This is a genomic window from Methylobacterium sp. 1973 (genome assembly GCF_040545035.1).
Classification (GTDB): Bacteria; Pseudomonadota; Alphaproteobacteria; order Rhizobiales; family Beijerinckiaceae; genus Methylobacterium; species Methylobacterium fujisawaense.
Map to the genome: position 1 here is coordinate 91,992 of NZ_JBEPLA010000007.1, position 18,847 is coordinate 110,838.

Here is an 18,847-nt window from a genome sequence, read left to right on the forward strand (position 1 = left end):
CCGGGCGAAAGGCCCAGATCCCCCGCGTTCAGCCCTGCGTGAGATGCCGGCGCACCGCCGCGGCGATGACGGCCGAGACCCGGACGTTCGATTCCTGCGTCACCCCGGCGATGTGGGGCGTGAGGATCAGGTTCGGCACGCCCGCGAACGGGGCGCCGGCCGCGGCGTCGAGGGGCTCGCGGTCGAACACGTCGAGGGCCGCGCCGCCGAGATGCCCGGACCGCAGGGCGGCCGCCACCGCGGCCTCGTCGACGATGCCGCCCCGGGCGGCGTTGATCAGCACGGCGCCCGCGGGCATCCGGGCGAGGGCGGTCGCGTCGATCAGGCCGCGGGTCTCCGCGGTGAGCGGGACGTGCAGGGAGAGCACGTCGCTCTCCGCGATCAGCGCCTCCAGATCCCGGCGCCGCACCGGACCGTATGGGGGCGTCCAGGCCGGATCCTCGGCGGCCAGGAACGGGTCATGGGCCGCGATCGCCATGCCGAGGGCAGCGGCGCGGCGGGCGGTCTCCCGGGCGATCGATCCGAAGCCCACGAGCCCGAGGCGCTTGCCGGCGATCTCGCGCCCCATCAGGGCGTTGCGCGGCCACGTCCCCGCCGCGACCGCCTCGCTCGCCCCATAGGCCCCGCGCAGCAGCAGCAGCGCGGTGGCGACGACGTACTCGGCGACCGCGCCGTCATTGGCGCCCGTCGCCGGCTGGACCGTGATCCCCCGCGCCCGGCAGGCCGGAACGTCGATGTTGTCGAGGCCGACCCCGAGACGCCCGACGATCCGGAGGCGTCGGGCACCCGCGAGCAGCGCGCCGCGGACCTGCGTCCGGTTGCGCACGATCAGGGCGTCGGCCTCCGCCACGGCGGCGGCGAGTGCCTCGGGCCGGTCGACGAGTCCGGGATCGTACAGGGTGTCGAAGCCCGACAGGTCGGCGGCGATCGCCGCAGGGTCCATGAATTCGCTGATGACGACCTTGGGCATGGCGCGCCTGTTCCCCGGTTCCGCGTGGTCGCCCCCCGCTAGAGCCGTTCCCGGGCGCGTGGCAACACGGATCCGTCCCCGCCCGCGACGCGGCCGGGCCGATTCCGGCGCTCCTTCAGGCGACCGCGCGGACGGTCTGCTCCGCCGGAGCGGCCGTGCGCGGCGCGCACGCGATCCGTATGCGCTCGATCAGGCCGGGGATCTCCCCGGGCGGCCGGGCCGGGCTGTAGAGGAAGCCCTGCGCGCTGTCGCAGCGCCGCAGCCGGAGCAGTTCGGCCTGCTGCTCGGTCTCGACGCCCTCGACCGTGACGTCGATGCCCAGGTCGCGGGCGATGACCATGATGGCCGCGATCACCGTCAGGCATTCGGGGCGGCTGCTCAGGTCGCGGACGAAGGCGCGGTCGATCTTGATCTTGTCGACCGGGAACTGCGTCAGGTAGCTCAAGGAGGAATACCCCGTCCCGAAATCGTCGAGGGCGATCCGCACCCCGAGCGCCCGCAGGGAGCGGAGATTGTCCAGCACGTGCGGCGTGTTGGCCAGGAAGATCGACTCGGTGATCTCGATCTCGAGGCGGTTCGCCGCCAGGCCGGTCTCGGCCAGGACCGCCGCGACGTCGGCGAAGAAGTCGGGCCGGCGGAAATGGACCGACGAGATGTTGACGGCGACGCGCAGGCTTGCCGGCCAGGTCAGCGCCTCCGTGCAGGCCCGCCGCAGGGCCCAGCGCCCGATCGTGACGACGAAGCCCGTCCCCTCGGCGATCGGGATCAGCTCGGCGGGCGAAACGGGACCGAGGCCCGGCCGGGTCCAGCGCAGCAGCGCCTCGCAGCCCACCACGTGGCCGTCCTGCAGGCTCACGAGCGGCTGGTAGTGCAAGGTCATCTCGCCGTCGGCGAGGGCTTGGCGCATCGCCTCGTCGAGTTCGCGCCGGCGCTGCACGCGCACTTCCAGGCCGCTGTCGAAGTCCCGCCAGCGCCCCTTGCCGGCCTCCTTGGCGCTGTAGAGCGCGAGATCCGCCTTCCGGAGCAGATCCTCGGGATCGGTCGCGTCCGCGGGCGCGCAGGCGATCCCGATACTGACGCCGATCTCCGCCCGGACGCCGTCGATGAGGTAGGGCTCGCGCAGGGCCCCGATGATGGCTTCGGCCAGGGCCTGCGCCGCCGCGGCATCCCGGCCGCGCTGCAGGATCGCGAACTCGTCGCCCCCGAGGCGGAACGCCTGCGCGTCGGCCGGGAGCAGGGCGCGCAGGCGATCGCCGACCTGCCCCAGCAGGGCATCGCCGGCGGCGTGGCCGATGCTGTCGTTGACGGTCTTGAAGCCGTCGAGGTCGAGGTAGAGCAGGCTGACCACCGGGGCCGGCCCCTGCGCGACCGCTGCCGCGCAGGCCTCCGACGCGACCGCGTGGAACATGACCCGGTTCGACAGGCCCGTCATCGGGTCCCGCGTCGCCAGGAAAGCGATGTGCGCTTCCGTCCGGCGGGCCTCCGTCATGTCCGAGCCGACGCCCCGGAAGCCTGCGAAGCGCCCTCCCTGGTCGAGGAAGGGCTTGCCGCTGAGCCGGAGCCAGCGCCGGCCGGCCGGCGTGTCGATGGCGATCAGGAGCTGGTGGAAGGGGGTGCCCCCGCGGAGGCGCTCCAGCAGGTCGACGCTCTGATCGGCCTCGATCGGCGCCTCCCTCCGCCCGGCGAGCAGGGCCTGGAACCGGGCGTGCTGGAGCGTCTCCACCGGGCGGGCCAGGACATCCGCCATCCGGGTGGAGACGTGCTGGAACTGCCCGGTCTCGTCCGTCTCCCAGAGCCAGTCGCTGGCATTCGCCTCGAAGGCGTTGAGCAGCAGACCGATCGTCTCACTCTGATCCTCGACGCGCACCCGGTCCAGGATGCGCTGGCAGGACAGGCGGCTCATGCGGCGCACGCTCGTCACCACGAACACCGCGTAGACGGCGAGCAGGAAACCGATGCTGAGCGCGATCGGCTCCCCGGACCGGGCGAGCCCGACGAAGCTGCCGACGATGACCGGGACCGCGAACAGGTACGAGACCGACAGGAGCGGCCCGACCACGTAGGCGTCCGAGATCAGGCCCGCCACGATGGCGACGACGAGCAGCCGCTCCTCGCTGCTGCAGGGGGTGAACAGCACGACCGGCATGGTCGCCCAGGCGAGGCCCAGGGCGAAGGCCAGCCCTGCGGAGATCCGGCAGCCCCACCGGACGCTGCGTTCGGACGCGGTGCCGGCATAGGCGCGCCAGTAGAGCCAGGTCGTGTAGGTCGTTGCCGTGATCAGCGCCGCGACCACGGCGAGCAGGCCGAGAAGATAGGTGTGCGAGGCCGAGCCCCAGAAAAAGTACGTGACGGCCAGCGCGATGATCAGGTGCGTCACCGCCGAGTAGGTGGCGAGCTTCAGCGTCTCGTCGAGGAGCCCGGTGCGCACCTGCAGCCGGTAGCGGTTCGGCAGCGCGTCGACCGTGTCGGGGCCGCGGAGGCGGCCGAGCAGCGATCCCGTCCGGCGCCGCGATTGCCGGGCCGGATCGGGCCCGCCGGCCGGGCCGGCCGCCGCGGCGGACGTCTCACGCGACATGGCGGGGCTCGACCCTCATCGTCAGGCCGCCCTTGGGCCGCAGCGTCACGCGGAACTGCGTCGCGGGCATCGCCCGGGTGACCGGTCTGAAGCGGAAGGCGGGCAGCAGCGTCGCCAGGATGACGAGGCACTCGGTCAGGGCGAGGCTCATGCCGATGCACACCCGCGGGCCGGCTCCGAACGGCAGGTAGGCGTAGCGGTCGCGCGCGGCGGCCCGCTCGGGGGCGAAGCGATCCGGATCGAACACCTCCGGCCTGTCCCAGAGCAGGGCATGCCGGTGCAGGGCGTAGACCGGCACATGGACCGATTGCCCGGCCGGCACGACCCTGTCCCCGAGCCGGACCGGCGCCCGGGTCCGCCGCACGATCAGCGGCGCCGGCGGATAGAGGCGCATCACCTCGAGGAGCACCTGGCGGGTGTAGGGCAACCGGTCCGCGGCCTCGGGATCGGCGGCGGGATCGTCGCCGATTTGCGCCATCTCGGCGACGACGCGCGCCTCCACCTCCGGGTGTTCCGCCAGGACCCGGAGGGTCCAGGCCAGCGCCAGGGCGGTGGTCTCGTGGCCCGCGGCCACGAAGGTCAGCAGGTTGTCGACGACGCGCGCCTCGGGGAGCGGCTGTCCGGTCTCCGGATCCCGCGCCTCCAGCAGGAGGCCGAGGAGGTCGGTGCCGGGCTCGCCGCGCGCCCGGCGGCGCGCGATCGTCCGGGCGACCTCGCCGCGCAGGTGGCGCACCGCGGCCGCGCCCCCCCGGGCCCCGGGATGCGGGACCCAGGCCGGGGCGCGCAGCATCGCGAGGGCGATCTTCCAGCTGGTCTGGCCGAGATAGGCGTCCATCGCGCGCCCGAACGGCTCGACCTCCAGATGGGGATCGCCCGACACCATCGTGGCGACGATCACCTCGAAGGTGGTGCGCATCATCTCGTGCAGGACGTCCCGCTCCGCCCCGGCCGGATCGGCGCCATGCCAGCGCGTCCGCGTCGCCGCGGCGGCCCGGGCCATGGCCGGCACGAAGCTCCGGACCCGGTCCGGGCGGAACATCGGGCTGGCGGTCCTGCGCTGCCCCCGCCAGTGGGAACCGTCCGCGGTGAGGACGCCCGAGCCGAGGGCGGGCGCGAGGGCCCGCAGCATGAACGGCTCCCGCTCCAGCGCCTCGGCCTGATCGACCAGCAGGCTGCGGATGTGTCCGGGGTCGCAGACGTAGGTGGTGCGCTGGCCGAGGAAGCGCGTTGTCACCAAGGGTTGTGTGTAGATCTGCCGGGGCCAAGCCTCGATCAGGCTGCCCAGCATCGTGACGAGCACCGATGGCAGGGCGATCGCCTCCGCCACAGCCTCCCCCACGGCCTCCGTGAGCGGCAGCCTTCCCGGCTCGCAGACCCTGAACGTTCCGACCGCTGGCATCCCGGCACCCTCGCGGGACCAGATTCGAGGCTCAACGTTAAGTTTTGGCGCTCCTCGGCACCGCCGTCGAGGCATTCGCGCCCGGGCGGTGCGGAAATCGCCGCGTTGCTTACCGGAGGCTTACCGGAATGCCTCCGGGAAGCCGTGCGGCCGGACGGCGGATCCGGCACGCGCCGCCGACGCGGATGCCGGGCGGGCGGGTCAGACCGACGGCCCTAGCGGGCCTGCGCCCGGAGGGCCTCGCGGAGCCGGCCCTCGATCAGCAGGGCCGAGCCGTAGTGGAACTCGATGTCGAAGGCGTGGCGCTGGTTCATCGAGAGCGACGCGCTCTGCATCGCGACGAGATGCCCGGCCTCGTCGAACAGGCCCGAGCCCGACCCTCCGTAGCCGTCGTTGCAGTCGTGGCGGGCGCGGCGGATGTCGCCCTCGCTGGGCGGATCGATCCGCCGGATGGCACAGGATTCCCGGCTGCTCTGACCGCGGTAGTTCTCGTGGCCGGCGGGGGAGACCATCGTCACCGGGAGCGTCAGGTCGCCGGTCGGAAGGTGCGGGGCGTCCGGGATCGGCTGCGGCCGTGCCTCGGCCGGCTCGGCGAGGCGCAGGAGCGCCCAGTCGTCGGTGATGTGCAGGCGCCGCGCCTCCGGCTCGATGCCGAGTTCCAGAAAGTCCGGCGCGAAGCCGTAATTGCGGCCGGCGATCTGGAAGTAGCAATCGGCAACGGTGCGGGTGACCTCCAGTTGGCGATTGCGGAAATTGTGCGCGTTCATCAGCACGAGGGAGCGGGTCCCGATCAGCCAGGCGGCGGCGGCTTTCTGGGGGATCCCGTCCGGGCGGCGGCACCACAGGACGCCCGCGCCGGTAAAGCGCTCCAGATCCGCCCCCGTCAGTTCGCGCCGCCCGTCCTGTGCGTAGAGGGCGGCGAGGCGTTGTCCGCCGCCGGTCCCGGCCGCCGTGGCCGGAATCGCGACACAGGTCGCCAACGCCAGAAAGCGGCCTGCGCCGCCCGTGACAAGACCCATCGCGTCCTCCCGGAGCGGGTCGGCGGACGGCACCGTGCCCGCACGCCCGCATATCGTTTCCGCTTGTCTGGGATGGATGTCGGCGATCGGTCAAGACCTCGCTGATCTTACCAAATCTCCGGTGGCGTATTGCCAGATTGTCCCGAAAAGAAATGTTTCGTTTTGCAAAGACACGCATTACAAGCCGTGCGAATAATCGAGTGGCGCACAACGATAATAAGTCTTTCATAAGCCTAGCGAATACTGGAAATAGCCGGGATATCGCGATGCTGAAAGCGGATTTGTCGTCGGAAGACGTGTCGCCATCGGATGAACACCACGATGACTGCGAGGCCAAACGGCGTGGCAGTCCGGCGAGGAGACGCAGGATGATCAGGCTCCGGAATTCCGTCTCGGCATTGGCGATCATGGCGCTCGCGCCGGTCGCCATGGCGGGCGTGGCGCAGGCCAACGACAAGCTCGTCGAGAAATCGAAGAGCGACGAGAACTGGGTGATGCCCGGTAAGAACTACGACTCGAACAATTACAGCGATCTGACCCAGATCAACAAGAGCAACGTCAAGCAGCTCAAGCCGGCCTGGACGTTCTCCACCGGCCTGCTCAACGGCCACGAGGGCGCGCCGCTCGTCGTCGACGGCGTCATGTACATCCACACCTCGTTCCCGAACAACACCTTCGCCCTCGGCCTCGACGACCCGGGCAAGATCCTGTGGCAGGACAAGCCCAAGCAGAACCCGGCCGCCCGTTCGGTCGCCTGCTGCGATCTCGTCAACCGCGGCCTCGCCTACTGGCCGGGCGACGGCAAGACCCCGGCGCTGATCCTCAAGACCCAGCTCGACGGCAACGTGGCGGCGCTGAACGCCCAGACCGGCGAGACGGTGTGGAAGGTCGAGAATTCCGACATCAAGGTCGGCTCGACGCTCACCATCGCCCCCTACGTGGTCAAGGACAAGGTGATCATCGGCTCCTCGGGTGCCGAGCTCGGCGTCCGCGGCTACCTCACCGCCTACGACGTCAAGACCGGCGCGCAGGTCTGGCGCGCCTACGCGACCGGCCCGGACGAGGACCTGCTGCTCGCCAAGGACTTCAACATCCACAACGCTCATTACGGCCAGAAGGGCCTCGGCACCTCGACCTGGGAGGGCGACGCCTGGAAGATCGGCGGCGGCACCAACTGGGGCTGGTACGCCTATGACCCGGGCACGAACCTGATCTACTTCGGCACCGGCAACCCGGCGCCGTGGAACGAGACCATGCGTCCCGGCGACAACAAGTGGACGATGACGATCTTCGGCCGCGACGCCGACACCGGCGAGGCGAAGTTCGGCTACCAGAAGACCCCGCACGACGAGTGGGACTATGCCGGCGTCAACGTGATGATGCTGTCCGACCAGAAGGACAAGGACGGGAAGATGAGGAAGCTCCTCACCCACCCGGACCGCAACGGCATCGTCTACACCCTCGACCGGACGGACGGGACGCTGGTCTCGGCCAACAAGATCGACGACACCGTCAACGTGTTCAAGTCGGTGGATCTGAAGACCGGCACGCCGGTGCGCGATCCGGAATACGGCACCCGGATGGACCACCTCGCCAAGGACATCTGTCCCTCGGCGATGGGCTACCACAACCAGGGGCACGATTCCTACGATCCGAAGCGCCAAGCCTTCTACATGGGCATCAACCACATCTGCATGGATTGGGAGCCCTTCATGCTGCCCTACCGGGCGGGTCAGTTCTTCGTCGGCGCGACGCTGAACATGTATCCGGGCCCGAAGGGTGACCGGCAGAACTACGAGGGCCTCGGCCAGATCAAGAGCTACAACGCCATCACCGGCAAGTTCAACTGGGAGAAGATGGAGCGCTTCGCGGTCTGGGGCGGCACCACCGCCACCGCCGGCGACCTGGTCCTCTACGGGACGCTGGACGGCTTCATCAAGGCGCGCGACTCCGACAACGGCGACCTCCTCTGGAAGTTCAAGCTGCCGTCGGGCGCCATCGGCTACCCGATCACCTACACCCACAAGGGCACGCAATACGTCGCCATCTACTACGGCGTCGGCGGCTGGCCGGGCGTGGGCCTGGTGTTCGACCTCGCCGACCCGACCGCCGGCCTCGGCGCGGTGGGCGCCTTCAAGAAGCTCGCCAACTACACCCAGATGGGCGGCGGCGTGATGGTGTTCTCGCTGGACGGCAAGGGCCCCTACGACGACCCGAATGTCGGCGAGTACGAGCAGCACGCCGCCAAGTAGGACCCGCCAAGTAGGGCCATCCAAGTAAGGCCCGCCTTCATCCCGCCGGCCAAGCGGCCGGCGGGACTCCGGGCCGGGTCCGGGACGCGCGGGGCGCCACGGCGCCCCGCAGCCCGGCCGCGCCCCTCCGGACCGCCATCAAGAAACGCTTCGACAACAGGGATCAACGTCCATGCCGCGCCCGCGCGCCCGCATCCTGGCGGCCCGTTTCGCCGCCGTCCTGACGCTCGCCACCCTGGCCGCCGGGCCGGTGGCGGCCCAGGACTCCGAGGCCCAGGCCATCCAGCAGGATCCCGGCAAGGCTCCGGCCGCCCCGCCGGCCGACCCCGCGACCCTGCGCATCTGCGCCTCCGAGAAGCAGCCGCCGCTCTCGATGCGGGACGGATCGGGGCTCGAGAACCGCGTCGCCGTGGCGGTCGCGGAGGCGATGGGGAAGAAGCCCGTCTTCGTCTGGCTGCCGAAGCCCGCGATCTACCTCGTCCGCGACGGCCTGGAGAAGCGGACCTGCGACGTGGTCGTCGGCCTCGACAGCGACGACCCGCGGGTGCTGACCACGAAGCCGTACTACCGGAGCGGCTACGTCTTCATCACGCGCGCCGACAAGGATCTCGACGTGAAGTCCTGGTCCGACCCGCGGCTCAAGACCCTCGACCACATGGTGGTGCCGTTCGGCTCCCCCGGCGAGGCGATGCTCAAGGATATCGGCCGCTACGAGGAGGACATGGCCTACCTCTACTCGCTGGTGAACTTCCGCTCGCCGCGCAACCAGTACACCCAGATCGACCCGGCCCGCATCGTCAGCGAGGTGGCCAACGACAAGGCCGATGTCGGCGTCGCCTTCGGTCCCGACGTCGCCCGCTACGTCAAGGATTCCCCGACGCCCCTGCGCATGACGCTGGTCCCGGCCGACACGGTCGGCAGCGACGGCCGCAAGGTCCCGCAGGTCTTCGACCAGTCGATGGGCGTGCGCAAGGACGACGAGGCCCTGCGCAAGGCCCTCGACGCCGGGATCGAGAAGGCGCGGCCCGCCATCGCGGCGATCCTCAAGCAGGACGGGGTGCCGGTCGTCGCCTCGAACTGAGCCCCGCCCGCCCCGACTCCCCCGAGACCGGCCCGGCGCGCCCGGGCCACCGACCAAGACATCAGGATCCGCTCAACAGATGCTCATCGTTCGTTCGGCACGCGTCGCCCTTCTCACCCTCGCCGTGGCCATGCCCGTTGCGGCCCGCGCGCAGCCCCAGTCCGGCCCGCAGACCGGGATCGTCTTCCGCAACACCATCACCGGCGAGGCGATGGACACGGCCGAGGGCAAGCCGGGCGGGCGGGACACGCAGGCGGTCAAGACCTTCTTCCAGACCGGCAAGAATCTCTACATCGACGACAAGTCCTGCCTGCGCAACGGCGAGAGCCTGTTCCTGACCTCGTGCTCCGGCTGCCACGGCCATCTCGGCGAAGGCAAGGTCGGGCCCGGCCTCAACGACGATTACTGGACCTACCCGGCGAACACGACCGATGTCGGCCTGTTCTCGACCCTCTGGGGCGGCGCCAACGGCATGATGGGACCGCACAACGAGGATCTCAATCCCGACGAGATGCTTCAGGTCATTGCCTGGATCCGCCATCTCTACACGGGTCCGGTGAAGGATGCCGAGTGGCTCACCGACGCGCAGAAGAAGACTTACAAGCCCTTCAAGGAGGGCGAGACCTTTGCCAAGGACGTGCCCGGCCAGTGCAAGCCGCTGGACTAGCCGTTCTCGGCAAGTCGCGCCCCGCGGGAGACGGGGCGAACCGACGGCCCGACCGGCCGGCCAAGGAAGAGACGGAGGAATCAACGATGCGCACAGTGATCACGACGGCGATGCTGATCGCGGGGGCGGCCTTCGCGGTGCCGGCGCTGGCCTATGACGGGCAGACCTGCAAGGCGCCGGGCAATTGCTGGCAGCCGAAGCCCGGCTTCCCCGAGAAGGTCGCCGGGACCAAGTACGATCCCAAGCACGACCCGAAGGAGGTCAGCAAGCAGGCCGAATCCATCAAGCAGATGGAGGAGCGCAACAAGAAGCGGATCGAGAACGCCAAGAAGACCGGCAAGTTCGAGTACGACGTCGCCAAGATCTCATCGAACTGATCGCGTCGAACGGATCGCGTCGAACGGATCGCGGCCGACCGATCCGGCCGGCCGATCGGGCGTCCTGGGGCCGGCCCGCGCCGCGGCGCCGGCCCGCAGCGACGCTCGGTACCGCGCGCCGCACCGACACGCAGCATCGACACCCGGCGCCACCGTACCGGCGCCCCGCCCGACACCGCAGGCACCGCCTCATGAACACCCTCCGTCCCGGAGACACGATGCTCACCGACTGGCGGGCCGCGGCGGCCCGCTTCGAGGCGGAGGTCGCCAAGGCGGTGGTCGGACAGGAGCGGGCGATCCGCCTCGTGACGATCGCGATCTTCGCCCGCGGCCACGTGATGCTCGAGGGCGATGTCGGCGTCGGCAAGACCACCCTGCTGCGGGCGGTGGCCCGGGCGCTGGGCGGCGCCTACGAGCGCGTCGAGGGCACGGTCGACATGATGCCGACCGACCTGATCTACCACACCTATCTCGGCCCCGACGGCCGGCCGCGGGTCGATCCCGGTCCGGTCCTGGCCCGGGCCGAAGATCTCTCGGTGTTCTTCTTCAACGAGATCAACCGGGCGCGGCCGCAGGTCCACGCCCTGCTGCTCCGGCTGATGGCCGAGCGCAGCGTCCAGGCCTTCGGCCGCACCTACACGTTCCCGAACCTGCAGGTCTTCGCCGACCGCAACCGCGTCGAGCGCGAGGAGACCTTCGAGCTCCCGGCCGCGGCCCGCGACCGCTTCCTGATGGAGATCGGCCTGGAGGCGCCCCGGGACGCGGCGGTGCGCCGGACCCTGGTCTTCGACCCGCGCTTCCACGACACCGACGCCCTCGTCGGCGCGGTCGCGGAGGGCGTGCTCGACCACGCCCGGATCGGCGGCATCGCCGCCGCGATCCAGCACGCCGTCCGGGCGGAGCCGTCGATCGAGGCCTACGTGGTCGCCCTCTGGGACGCCCTGGTTCGCCCCGCGGAGGCCGGGATCCGGCTCCCGGGCCTCGACACCGCCACCCTCGTCCAGGGGGGCGCCTCGCCGCGCGGCGTCGCCTTCCTGGTGCGCGCCGCCCGGGTGCGGGCGTGGCTGGAGGGGCGCGACTGGCTGGTGCCGGAGGATGTGCGGGCGGTCTTCACCGAGGTGATGGCCCACCGCGTCTTCCTCGAACCCGTCCACGAATTGCAGCGCGGCGCGATCGTGCCCGCCCTGTGCCGGGCCGCGTTCGAGACGGTGCCGGCGCCGTGAGCGACCCGCGCACGGCCGACATCGTCTACCTGCCGCGCTGGCGGCCGCGCGGCAGCCGGGCCGGCCTCCACCGGGGACGCGACGCCGGCGGCTCCGGCCCGTTCCGCGATCAGGTGCCGTTCCTGCAACTGCCGGATGCCCGCCGCATCGACCTGCGCGCGACGCTGCGCGACCCGTTCGAGGGGGTGCATGTCCGCCGCTTCGAGGCGCGGACCGCGGTCGAGACCTGGGTTCTGGTCGATCTCTCGGCCTCCATGGGCTTCCGCGGCACGGCGGACCGGACGCGGCTCACGGGCGATCTCTGCCGGGCGCTGGCCGTCTCGGCGACCCGGATCAGCGACGGGTTCGGCCTGATCGGCTGCGACGAGACCTTGCGCGACGACCTCACCCTGCCCGCCACCCGCCACCGGGGCGCGGCCGTCGCCGCCGCCGAGCGGGTCGCGGGCGCGCCCCGCGCGGGTCGCGGCTGCGCCGGCATGCTCGAGGCCGCGCGGCGGCTCGCCGGGCGGCCGAAGCTCGTCTTCCTCGCCTCCGACTTCCGCTGGCCCGAGGCCCTGATCGCCCAGGTCTTCGCCGCGCTGGCGCCGCACGACACGGTGCCGATCCTGCTCGCCGACCCCGCCGAGGCGGAGGCGCTGCCGGCCTTCGGCCTCGTCGAGCTCGACGATCTGGAGGGCGGCGGCCGCCGCGTGGTCCTGCTGCGCCCGAGCCTGCGCCGGGCCTGGATCGCCCGGGAGCGGGACCGGATCGCCGCCCTGGAGCGCGCCGCCGCGCCCTTCGCCCGCCGGGTCTTCCAGCTCGCCGGGCGCTTCGACGCCCAGGCGCTCACCCGCCACCTGATGACGACCTGAGCATGGGCGCGCGCGTTCCCGCCCTCCTGCTGGCCGGCCTCCTCGCCGCGCCCCTCGCCCTGACGGCCGGCACGGCGGCCGCGCAGGTGCGCTCCGTCGAGGTGCGCAGCCCGCGGCCCTTCGGAATCTTCCTGGGCGACCTCGTCGAGGCGCAGGTGGAGATCCTGGCCGATCCCGATTTCCGGCTGCAGCGCGCGACCCTGCCCCAGCCCGGTCCGGTGACCTACTGGCTCGACCTGCGCGCTGTCGCGGTCGACGACGTTACGGTGGCCGGCGCCCGGCGGGTGCGCCTGCGCCTCACCTACCAGAGCTTCTATGCCGCCCTCGACGCCCGCACCCTGGAGGTGCCGGGCTTCCCCCTGACGCTGGCGAGCGAGGCGGCGACCGGCCTGACCACCGCCGCCGTCCAGGTGCCGGGCTGGAGCCTCGGCGTCTCCCCCCTGCGCGAGGTGCAGCCGCAGCGGCGCGAGGATCCGGCCGAGTACCTGCGCCCGGACGGTCGCAGCGGGCGGATCGATCCCGGGCCGGATGTGGCGGCGGCGGCGGGCCTCGGGGCCCTGGCCGGTCTCGCGGCGCTCGCGCTGGCGCATGACCGGGCCTGGGGGCCGTTCCGGACACGGCGCGGCCGTCCCTTCGCGACGGCCCTGCGGGTGCTCCGGCGGCAGCGGGCGGGGGCCGAGCCCGATCAGGCCTACCGGGCGGCGCTGCTGGCCCTGCATCGGGGGCTCGACCAGACCGCCGGCCGGCGGGTGCTGGCCGACGATCTCGGGGACGTCCTCGCGCGCCACGGGGCGTTTCGGGGGCAGGCGCAGGGGCTCGCGCGCTTCTTCGAGGCCTCGCGCCTCGCCTTCTTCGGCGGCCGCCTGCCCGCCGCGCGCGCGGCCTGGCCCCTCGCCGAGGCCGAGATGCTCCTGACCCGCCTCGCGGCGGCGGAGCGGAGCGCGTGACGCCGTGACCGATCTCCTCGCCCGCCTCGGCGCGACCGAACCCTGGATCCTGTGGCTGCTGCCGCTGGCGCTGCTGCCGCTGGCCCGCTCGGCCCTGCGCCGGACCTCCGTGCCGGCGGTCGCCGCCGCCCCGGCCGATCCCCTCTCGGCCTGGCTCGGCCGGGCGCTGACGCTTGCCGGAATCCTGGCCATTGCCGGCCTGATCGTGGCCCTGGCGGGCCCCTACCGGACGGGGGCGCGGATCGAGCGCCTCGGCATCGGCGCGCAGGTGTCGCTGCTGATCGACCGCTCGGGCAGCATGAACGAGACCTTCGCGGGCCGGCAGCCCTCCGGCGCCGAGGAATCGAAGGCCGCCGCCTCCCGGCGCCTCCTGGCGGATTTCGTCGGCGCGCGGGGGCACGACCTGTTCGCCGTGACGGCCTTCTCCACCGCGCCGATGCTGGTCATGCCGATGACCGACCGCCACGACGCCGTGCGGGCGGCGATCGCCGCCATCGACCGGCCCGGCCTCGACTACACCAATATCGGCCGCGGCCTCGGCATGGCCCTGTCGCAGTTCGGGGTCGATGTCGGCGCCTCGCGGGTGCTCCTGCTCGTGTCCGACGGCGCCGCGGTGATCGACCCGCGCATCCAGGACCAGCTGCGCGCCGCCGTCGCGCGGATCCGGCCGAACCTGTACTGGCTGTTCCTGCGCACCAAGGGCTCGCCCGGCATCGCCGACCGGCCGGCCGGCGAGGACACGCCCCAGGCCGCGCCGGAGCGGCACCTCGACCTGTTCTTCAAGAGCCTCGGCGTGCCCTACCGCGCCTTCGAGGCCGAGGGCGCCGCGGCGGTGGAAGCCGCGATCCGGCAGATCGAGGCCCTGGAGCGGGACCCGATCCCCTATGTCGAGGAGCGCCCGCGCCGGGACCTGACCGGGCTCGCCGCCGCGCTCGCCGCGCTGGGCCTCGCCGTGCTCGTCCTCGCCAAGCTCGTGGAGGCGGACCTCGCGAATGCGCCGGCGGAGGCGGAGGCGGAGACGGCGACGGAAGCCGCGGGCGCGGCGCCGCGGAGGGCGGCATGAGCTCCGGCGCCCTCCTCGACGGCCCGGCCCCGCGCCGCCGCGCCGCCCTTCCCCGCCTCGGCGTGGCCGCGGCCTGGCGCCGGGTCCGGCCGGCCCTGCTGGTCGCCCTGCCGCTGGTCCTCGCGGCCGCCGCCCTGTGGTTCGCCGTCTCGGGCTGGAGCGCCGCGCGCGACGACGACCGGATCGCCGCCCTGGAGGCGGGCCGCGACCGGCCGGTCGACCCGGATGCGCGGCCGGCCCTCCTGATGGCGCGGATCGGCTTCCTCGCCGCCCGGGACCGTCTCGGCGAGACCGAGCCCCTCCTCGACGCCCTCGACCGCGCCGGCGCGGTGCGGGAGGCGGCCCGGGCGCGGTACGTGATCGGCAACGCGCGGATGCGGCAGGCCTTCGTGCTGATCGGCCGCGGCGATCTCGACAAGGCCGCGCCCCAGGTGACGCTGGCGCGGCAGGATTACCGCCGCGCCCTCCAGGCCCGGCCCGAATTCTGGGACGCCAAGTACAATCTCGACGTCGCCTCGCGCCTCGTGCGCGACTACCCGGAATTCGACCGCAAGACCGGGGACGAGCTGCGCGCCGAACCGAAGAAGATCTGGACCGACATCCCCGGCCAGCCGCGGGGCGGCCCGTGAGACCGCGGCGCGTCCTGCCCCCCGTTCGGCCCTCCGTCCTGCCCCCCTTCGTCGCCAGCAACCTGCGCGACGGGCGGTTCCGCATCCTGGCGGCCGCCCTGGTGCTGGCGCTGGCAGCCCTCGTCGCTCCGCCGATCCCGTTCACCCGCACCGGCGTGTCGGTGCTGGCGGTGGTCGACATCACCGGCAGCATGGCGGTGCGCGACTATCCCGCCGCCGCGGGATCCGTGAGCCGGCTCGAGACCGTCAAGGCGGCTCTGCGGGCGATGCTGCCCGACCTCCCCTGCGGCTCGCGGGTGGCGCTCGGCCTGTTCACCGACCGGCGGCCGTTCCTGCTGTTCACGCCGGTCGAGGTCTGCGCCGATTTCGCGCCGCTGGACGGCGCCATCGCGGCCCTCGATCCGCGCATGGCCTGGGAGGGGGACAGCCGCATCGCGGCCGGCCTGTTCCGGTCGATCGCCATGGCGGGGGAGATCGACGCCGACCTCCTGTTCCTCACCGACGGCCAGGAGACGCCGCCCCTGCCGGCCTCCGGCGGCCCGACCTTCGACGGCAAGCCCGGCGCGGTGCGCGGGCTGATCGTCGGCGCGGGCGGCTACGGCCTGTCGCCGATCCCGCGCTTCGACGATCGCGGCCGGCCGGCGGGCTTCCTGGGCGAGAGCGACGTCCAGCAGGAGAACCGCTCCGGGCCGCCCCCGGCCGACGCGGAATCGCGCGAGGGCTACAATCCGCGCAACGCCCCCTTCGGCGCCCAGGCGGCCCATGGCAGCGAGCACCTCTCCGCGGTCCGCGAACCCTACCTGAAGCGCCTCGCCGCCGAGACCGGCCTCGGCTACGCCCATCTCGACGGCCCGGGCGGCCTGGCCGCCCCCCTGCGCGCCGCGGCGACGCCGCGCCCGCTGCCCGGCCGGCTCGACCCGCGCCCCGCCCTCCTGGCGGCGTCCCTGGGGCTGACGCTCCTGTCCCTCCTGGCGAACCCCCTCGCCCTCGTCCAGCGCGCGCGCCGCGGGCGCGCGGCCCACCCTGTTCCAACCCTCGTTCCAACCGGACCGATCAGGACCTGACCATGCGGATGCCCCTCGCCCTCGTCCCGGCCGTCGCCGCGGGCCTCGCCGTCGTCGGCCTCGCCGGCGCGGCGCTGGCCCACGGGCCGACGCCGCAGAAGATCGACCAGTCGATCACCATCCAGGCGCCCCCGGACGCGGTCTGGAAGGTGGTGGGCGATTTCGGCGGCATCGGGCGCTGGCACCCCGACGTGGCCAAGGCCGAGGCCAGCGGCGGCAATGTCGAGGGCACGACCCGCCGGGTGACCCTCAAGGCCGGCGGCACCCTGGTCGAGGGGCTGGACGAGTGGCTGGCCGACGGCCGGACCTACTCGTACCGGATGTCCGACCCGGACCTGAAGGCGCTCCCGGTCTCCTCCTACTCGGCGACCCTCACGGTGACCCCGGACGGGACCGGCTCCAAGGTGTCGTGGATCGGCCGCTTCTACCGGGGCGACACCGGCAACGAGCCGCCGGAGAACCTCAGCGACGAGGCCGGGCGCACGGCGATGAACCGCTACTTCGCGGACGGGCTCAAGGGGCTGAAGGCGGCCGTCGAGGGCCGGACGACCCATTGAGGCCCCGCATGCGCCACCTCCGGCTGATCGCGACGCTCGCGCTCGCGGCCGCCACCGGGACCGGTGGCGCGTCCGCCTCCGCCGACCCGGTCTGGGTCGTCAGCCAGCAGGGGGCCGAGCTGGCGCGGATCGAGGCCGGGACCGTGGCCGGGCGGATCCCGCTCGGGCCGGCGCCGGTGGCGGCGGCCGCCGACCGGGCCGGCCGCCTCTATCTCACCCACCCGGACGGGCGCGCCGTGACCGTCGTCGAGCCCGGCAAGCCGCCCCGCCGCCTGCCCGTCCCCGGCCAGGCCTTCGGCCTCGCGGCGAGCCCCGACGGCGCGCACCTGTTCGTCGGCGACTGGTCGGGCGACCGCGTGCTGCGGATCTCCGCGGCGACCGGCGCCGTCGAGGGCACCGCGGCGGTGGGGCACGAACCGGCCCATCTCGTCCTCGACCGGCGCGGGCGGCTCTACGTCGCCGACCGCGAGAGCCGTCAGGTCAGCGTGATCGACACGGGGACGATGACCCGCGTGGCCGTCGTCCCGACCGGCGAGGCGCCCTTCGCCCTGGCGCTCGCGCCGGACGAGGCCAGCCTCTACGTCGCCAACGTGCGCAGCGGCGACCTCACGGTGATCGACACGGCGACGTTGCGGGCTCGTGCCACGGTCCCGGCCGGCCGGATGCCCTACGGCGTCGCGGTCACCGGCGACGGCAGCCGGATCCTGGTCACCAACCAGCATGCCGCCGCCGTGACGGTGATCGATGCGGCCCGGCTCGAGATCGTCGCCACCGTGGCGGTGGGGCCCTATCCCGAGGGCATCGCGGTGGTCGGTCCGCGGGCCTACGTGGCGAACTGGTTCTCGGACGATGTCTCGGTGATCGATCTCGCCACGTGGCGCGAGACGGCGCGCATCAAGGTGGCGGAGGGCCCGCGCACGGTCCTGGCGCCGGGGGAGCCCGCGCGATGAGACGGGCCTGCCGCATCCGGATCGCGTCCGGCCTGGTCCTGCTGGCCCTCGGCGCCTGCAACCGGGACTCGGACGAGCGCGGCGACGCCGCGGGCGGGGTGGTCGCCACCACCGCCGAGGGCACCCTGCCGGCCTGGCTCGCGCCGACCGACGGGACCGACCCGGCCCGCTGGCTCGCGGGCCGGGAGGCCGGCAAGGCCCTGCCGGCCGACGAGCCCCGTGTGCGCGCGATGGTGGCGGCGCTGGCCCGGGCCCGCGACGGCTTCATCGAGGATCCGCGCATGATCGCCAACCGCACCGTCCAGCTCGGCCAGATGCTGGCCGAGGCCGGCATCGGCGAGGGCTACGGCGCGATCCTCGACGGGCTCGGCGGGATCGCGGCCGAACGCGGGCGCCGCAAGAGCCTCTACGGCGAGATGTGCCAGCACTACTACAACGCGCGGATGCAGGGGGCCGACCATGCAGCCGCGCTGGCGCGCCTCGCCGCCCCGCATCCGGTCCTCGAGGGCACGCCGTGAGCGCCGCCCGGGCCTCGGCCGATTGGCCGGCGGGGGGGGACGGTGCGGCCATCCTCGACGCGGTGCTGATCGTCGACGACCACCCGGTGGTGCGGCGCGGCTTCCGCCACCTCGCGGAGGATGCCGGCGTCCGGGCGGTCCACGAGGCCGCCGACGTGGTGTCGGGATACCGCATGTTCCACCGCCACCGTCCCGGGCTGGTGGTGACCGACCTCGGATTCCGCGACCAGGGCCTCTCCGGCCTGTCGCTGATCCGCCGGGTGCGGGCCCTGGAGCCGGCGACCCGGATCCTCGCCTTCAGCATGCACGACGACCCGGTGATCGTCGCCCGCGCCATCGAGGGCGGGGCGCATGGCTTCGTCCTGAAGGACACGGCGGTGACGCGCTTCCACGAGGCGCTGGCGGCCGTCTCGGCCGGGCACAGCTACCTGCCGCACGAGGTCGCGACCAAGATCGCCATGCTGAATGCCGGTCTGCTGGACTCGCCCCTCGCGCGCCTGACCGCGCGGGAGGTTCAGGTCCTGTCGCTGCTGGGGGCGGGCAAGTCCAACGAGGCGATCGCCGACAGCCTGTCGATGAGCCACCGAAGCGTGTCGGCCATCGTCTCGGGCATGAAGCAGAAGCTCGGCGCCGGCAGCCTCGCCGACCTCCTCCGCATCGCCCTGTCGCGGGACGGGCGGCCGGTGTGAGGCGGGCAGCCGACAG

General features: G+C 72.9%; 18 protein-coding genes. 14 read left to right on the plus strand and 4 right to left on the minus strand.

Annotated features, from left to right (window positions below):
- Nucleotides 1–28: 28 nt before the first annotated feature.
- The 4 genes from ABIC70_RS15280 to ABIC70_RS15295 form a co-directional block, all read right to left on the minus strand.
- Nucleotides 29–970 (minus strand): NAD(P)-dependent oxidoreductase, encoded by a 942-nt coding sequence (locus ABIC70_RS15280; protein ID WP_043352342.1) that lies wholly within the window; start codon nt 968–970, stop codon nt 29–31.
- A gap of 115 nt (nt 971–1,085) precedes the next feature.
- A complete protein-coding gene (locus ABIC70_RS15285; protein ID WP_354440017.1) occupies nt 1,086–3,545 on the minus strand; it encodes a putative bifunctional diguanylate cyclase/phosphodiesterase in 2,460 nt (819 codons plus the stop codon).
- Nucleotides 3,535–4,944, minus strand: coding sequence for a cytochrome P450 (locus ABIC70_RS15290; protein ID WP_043386648.1), 1,410 nt, complete (start codon nt 4,942–4,944; stop codon nt 3,535–3,537). Before ABIC70_RS15290 ends, ABIC70_RS15285 begins: the two co-directional genes overlap by 11 nt.
- A 215-nt stretch (nt 4,945–5,159) precedes the next feature.
- Nucleotides 5,160–5,963 (minus strand): trypsin-like serine peptidase, encoded by an 804-nt coding sequence (locus tag ABIC70_RS15295; RefSeq protein WP_051976220.1) that lies wholly within the window; start codon nt 5,961–5,963, stop codon nt 5,160–5,162.
- Between the two features lie 368 nt (nt 5,964–6,331).
- On the opposite strand from ABIC70_RS15295, the gene ABIC70_RS15300 reads away from it, so the two are divergent.
- The 14 genes from ABIC70_RS15300 to ABIC70_RS15365 all read left to right on the plus strand — a co-directional run bounded on the left by ABIC70_RS15300 (nt 6,332) and on the right by ABIC70_RS15365 (nt 18,831).
- A complete protein-coding gene (locus tag ABIC70_RS15300) occupies nt 6,332–8,215 on the plus strand; it encodes a methanol/ethanol family PQQ-dependent dehydrogenase (protein ID WP_043386654.1) in 1,884 nt (627 codons plus the stop codon).
- Nucleotides 8,216–8,387: 172 nt separating this feature from the next.
- Nucleotides 8,388–9,296, plus strand: a complete 909-nt coding sequence (gene moxJ / locus ABIC70_RS15305; protein ID WP_043386657.1) for a methanol oxidation system protein MoxJ — start codon at nt 8,388–8,390, stop codon at nt 9,294–9,296.
- A gap of 79 nt (nt 9,297–9,375) precedes the next feature.
- Nucleotides 9,376–9,963 (plus strand): cytochrome c(L), periplasmic, encoded by a 588-nt coding sequence (moxG, locus tag ABIC70_RS15310; protein ID WP_043759515.1) that lies wholly within the window; start codon nt 9,376–9,378, stop codon nt 9,961–9,963.
- Nucleotides 9,964–10,049: 86 nt separating this feature from the next.
- Nucleotides 10,050–10,340 (plus strand): methanol dehydrogenase [cytochrome c] subunit, encoded by a 291-nt coding sequence (locus ABIC70_RS15315; RefSeq protein WP_043386662.1) that lies wholly within the window; start codon nt 10,050–10,052, stop codon nt 10,338–10,340.
- A 191-nt stretch (nt 10,341–10,531) separates the two neighbouring features.
- Entirely contained in the window at nt 10,532–11,563 is a 1,032-nt protein-coding gene (locus ABIC70_RS15320) for an AAA family ATPase (protein WP_043386668.1), read from the plus strand.
- Entirely contained in the window at nt 11,560–12,414 is an 855-nt protein-coding gene (locus ABIC70_RS15325) for a DUF58 domain-containing protein (protein ID WP_043761499.1), read from the plus strand. Before ABIC70_RS15320 ends, ABIC70_RS15325 begins: the two co-directional genes overlap by 4 nt.
- Nucleotides 12,415–12,416: 2 nt before the next feature.
- On the plus strand, nt 12,417–13,361 hold the full coding sequence (locus ABIC70_RS15330) for a nonribosomal peptide synthetase MxaA (protein ID WP_354440018.1): 945 nt from the start codon (nt 12,417–12,419) through the stop codon (nt 13,359–13,361).
- A 4-nt stretch (nt 13,362–13,365) separates the two neighbouring features.
- Nucleotides 13,366–14,424, plus strand: coding sequence for a vWA domain-containing protein (locus ABIC70_RS15335; RefSeq protein WP_354440019.1), 1,059 nt, complete (start codon nt 13,366–13,368; stop codon nt 14,422–14,424).
- A complete protein-coding gene (locus ABIC70_RS15340) occupies nt 14,421–15,053 on the plus strand; it encodes a hypothetical protein (protein ID WP_043357072.1) in 633 nt (210 codons plus the stop codon). The genes ABIC70_RS15335 and ABIC70_RS15340 overlap by 4 nt, the downstream gene beginning before the upstream one ends.
- Nucleotides 15,050–16,117, plus strand: coding sequence for a vWA domain-containing protein (locus ABIC70_RS15345; protein ID WP_354440020.1), 1,068 nt, complete (start codon nt 15,050–15,052; stop codon nt 16,115–16,117). Before ABIC70_RS15340 ends, ABIC70_RS15345 begins: the two co-directional genes overlap by 4 nt.
- Before the next feature lie 2 nt (nt 16,118–16,119).
- Entirely contained in the window at nt 16,120–16,674 is a 555-nt protein-coding gene (locus ABIC70_RS15350; protein WP_043386677.1) for an SRPBCC family protein, read from the plus strand.
- Nucleotides 16,675–16,682: 8 nt separating this feature from the next.
- Nucleotides 16,683–17,624 carry a YncE family protein gene (locus tag ABIC70_RS15355; protein WP_043759503.1) on the plus strand — a complete coding sequence of 314 codons (942 nt, stop codon included), beginning with the start codon at nt 16,683–16,685 and terminating at the stop codon, nt 17,622–17,624.
- Nucleotides 17,621–18,142: an MxaH protein gene (locus tag ABIC70_RS15360; RefSeq protein WP_354440021.1), complete on the plus strand. Its 522-nt coding sequence runs from the start codon at nt 17,621–17,623 to the stop codon at nt 18,140–18,142. Before ABIC70_RS15355 ends, ABIC70_RS15360 begins: the two co-directional genes overlap by 4 nt.
- On the plus strand, nt 18,139–18,831 hold the full coding sequence (locus tag ABIC70_RS15365; protein ID WP_354440022.1) for a response regulator transcription factor: 693 nt from the start codon (nt 18,139–18,141) through the stop codon (nt 18,829–18,831). Before ABIC70_RS15360 ends, ABIC70_RS15365 begins: the two co-directional genes overlap by 4 nt.
- The last annotated feature ends 16 nt before the right edge of the window (nt 18,832–18,847 follow it).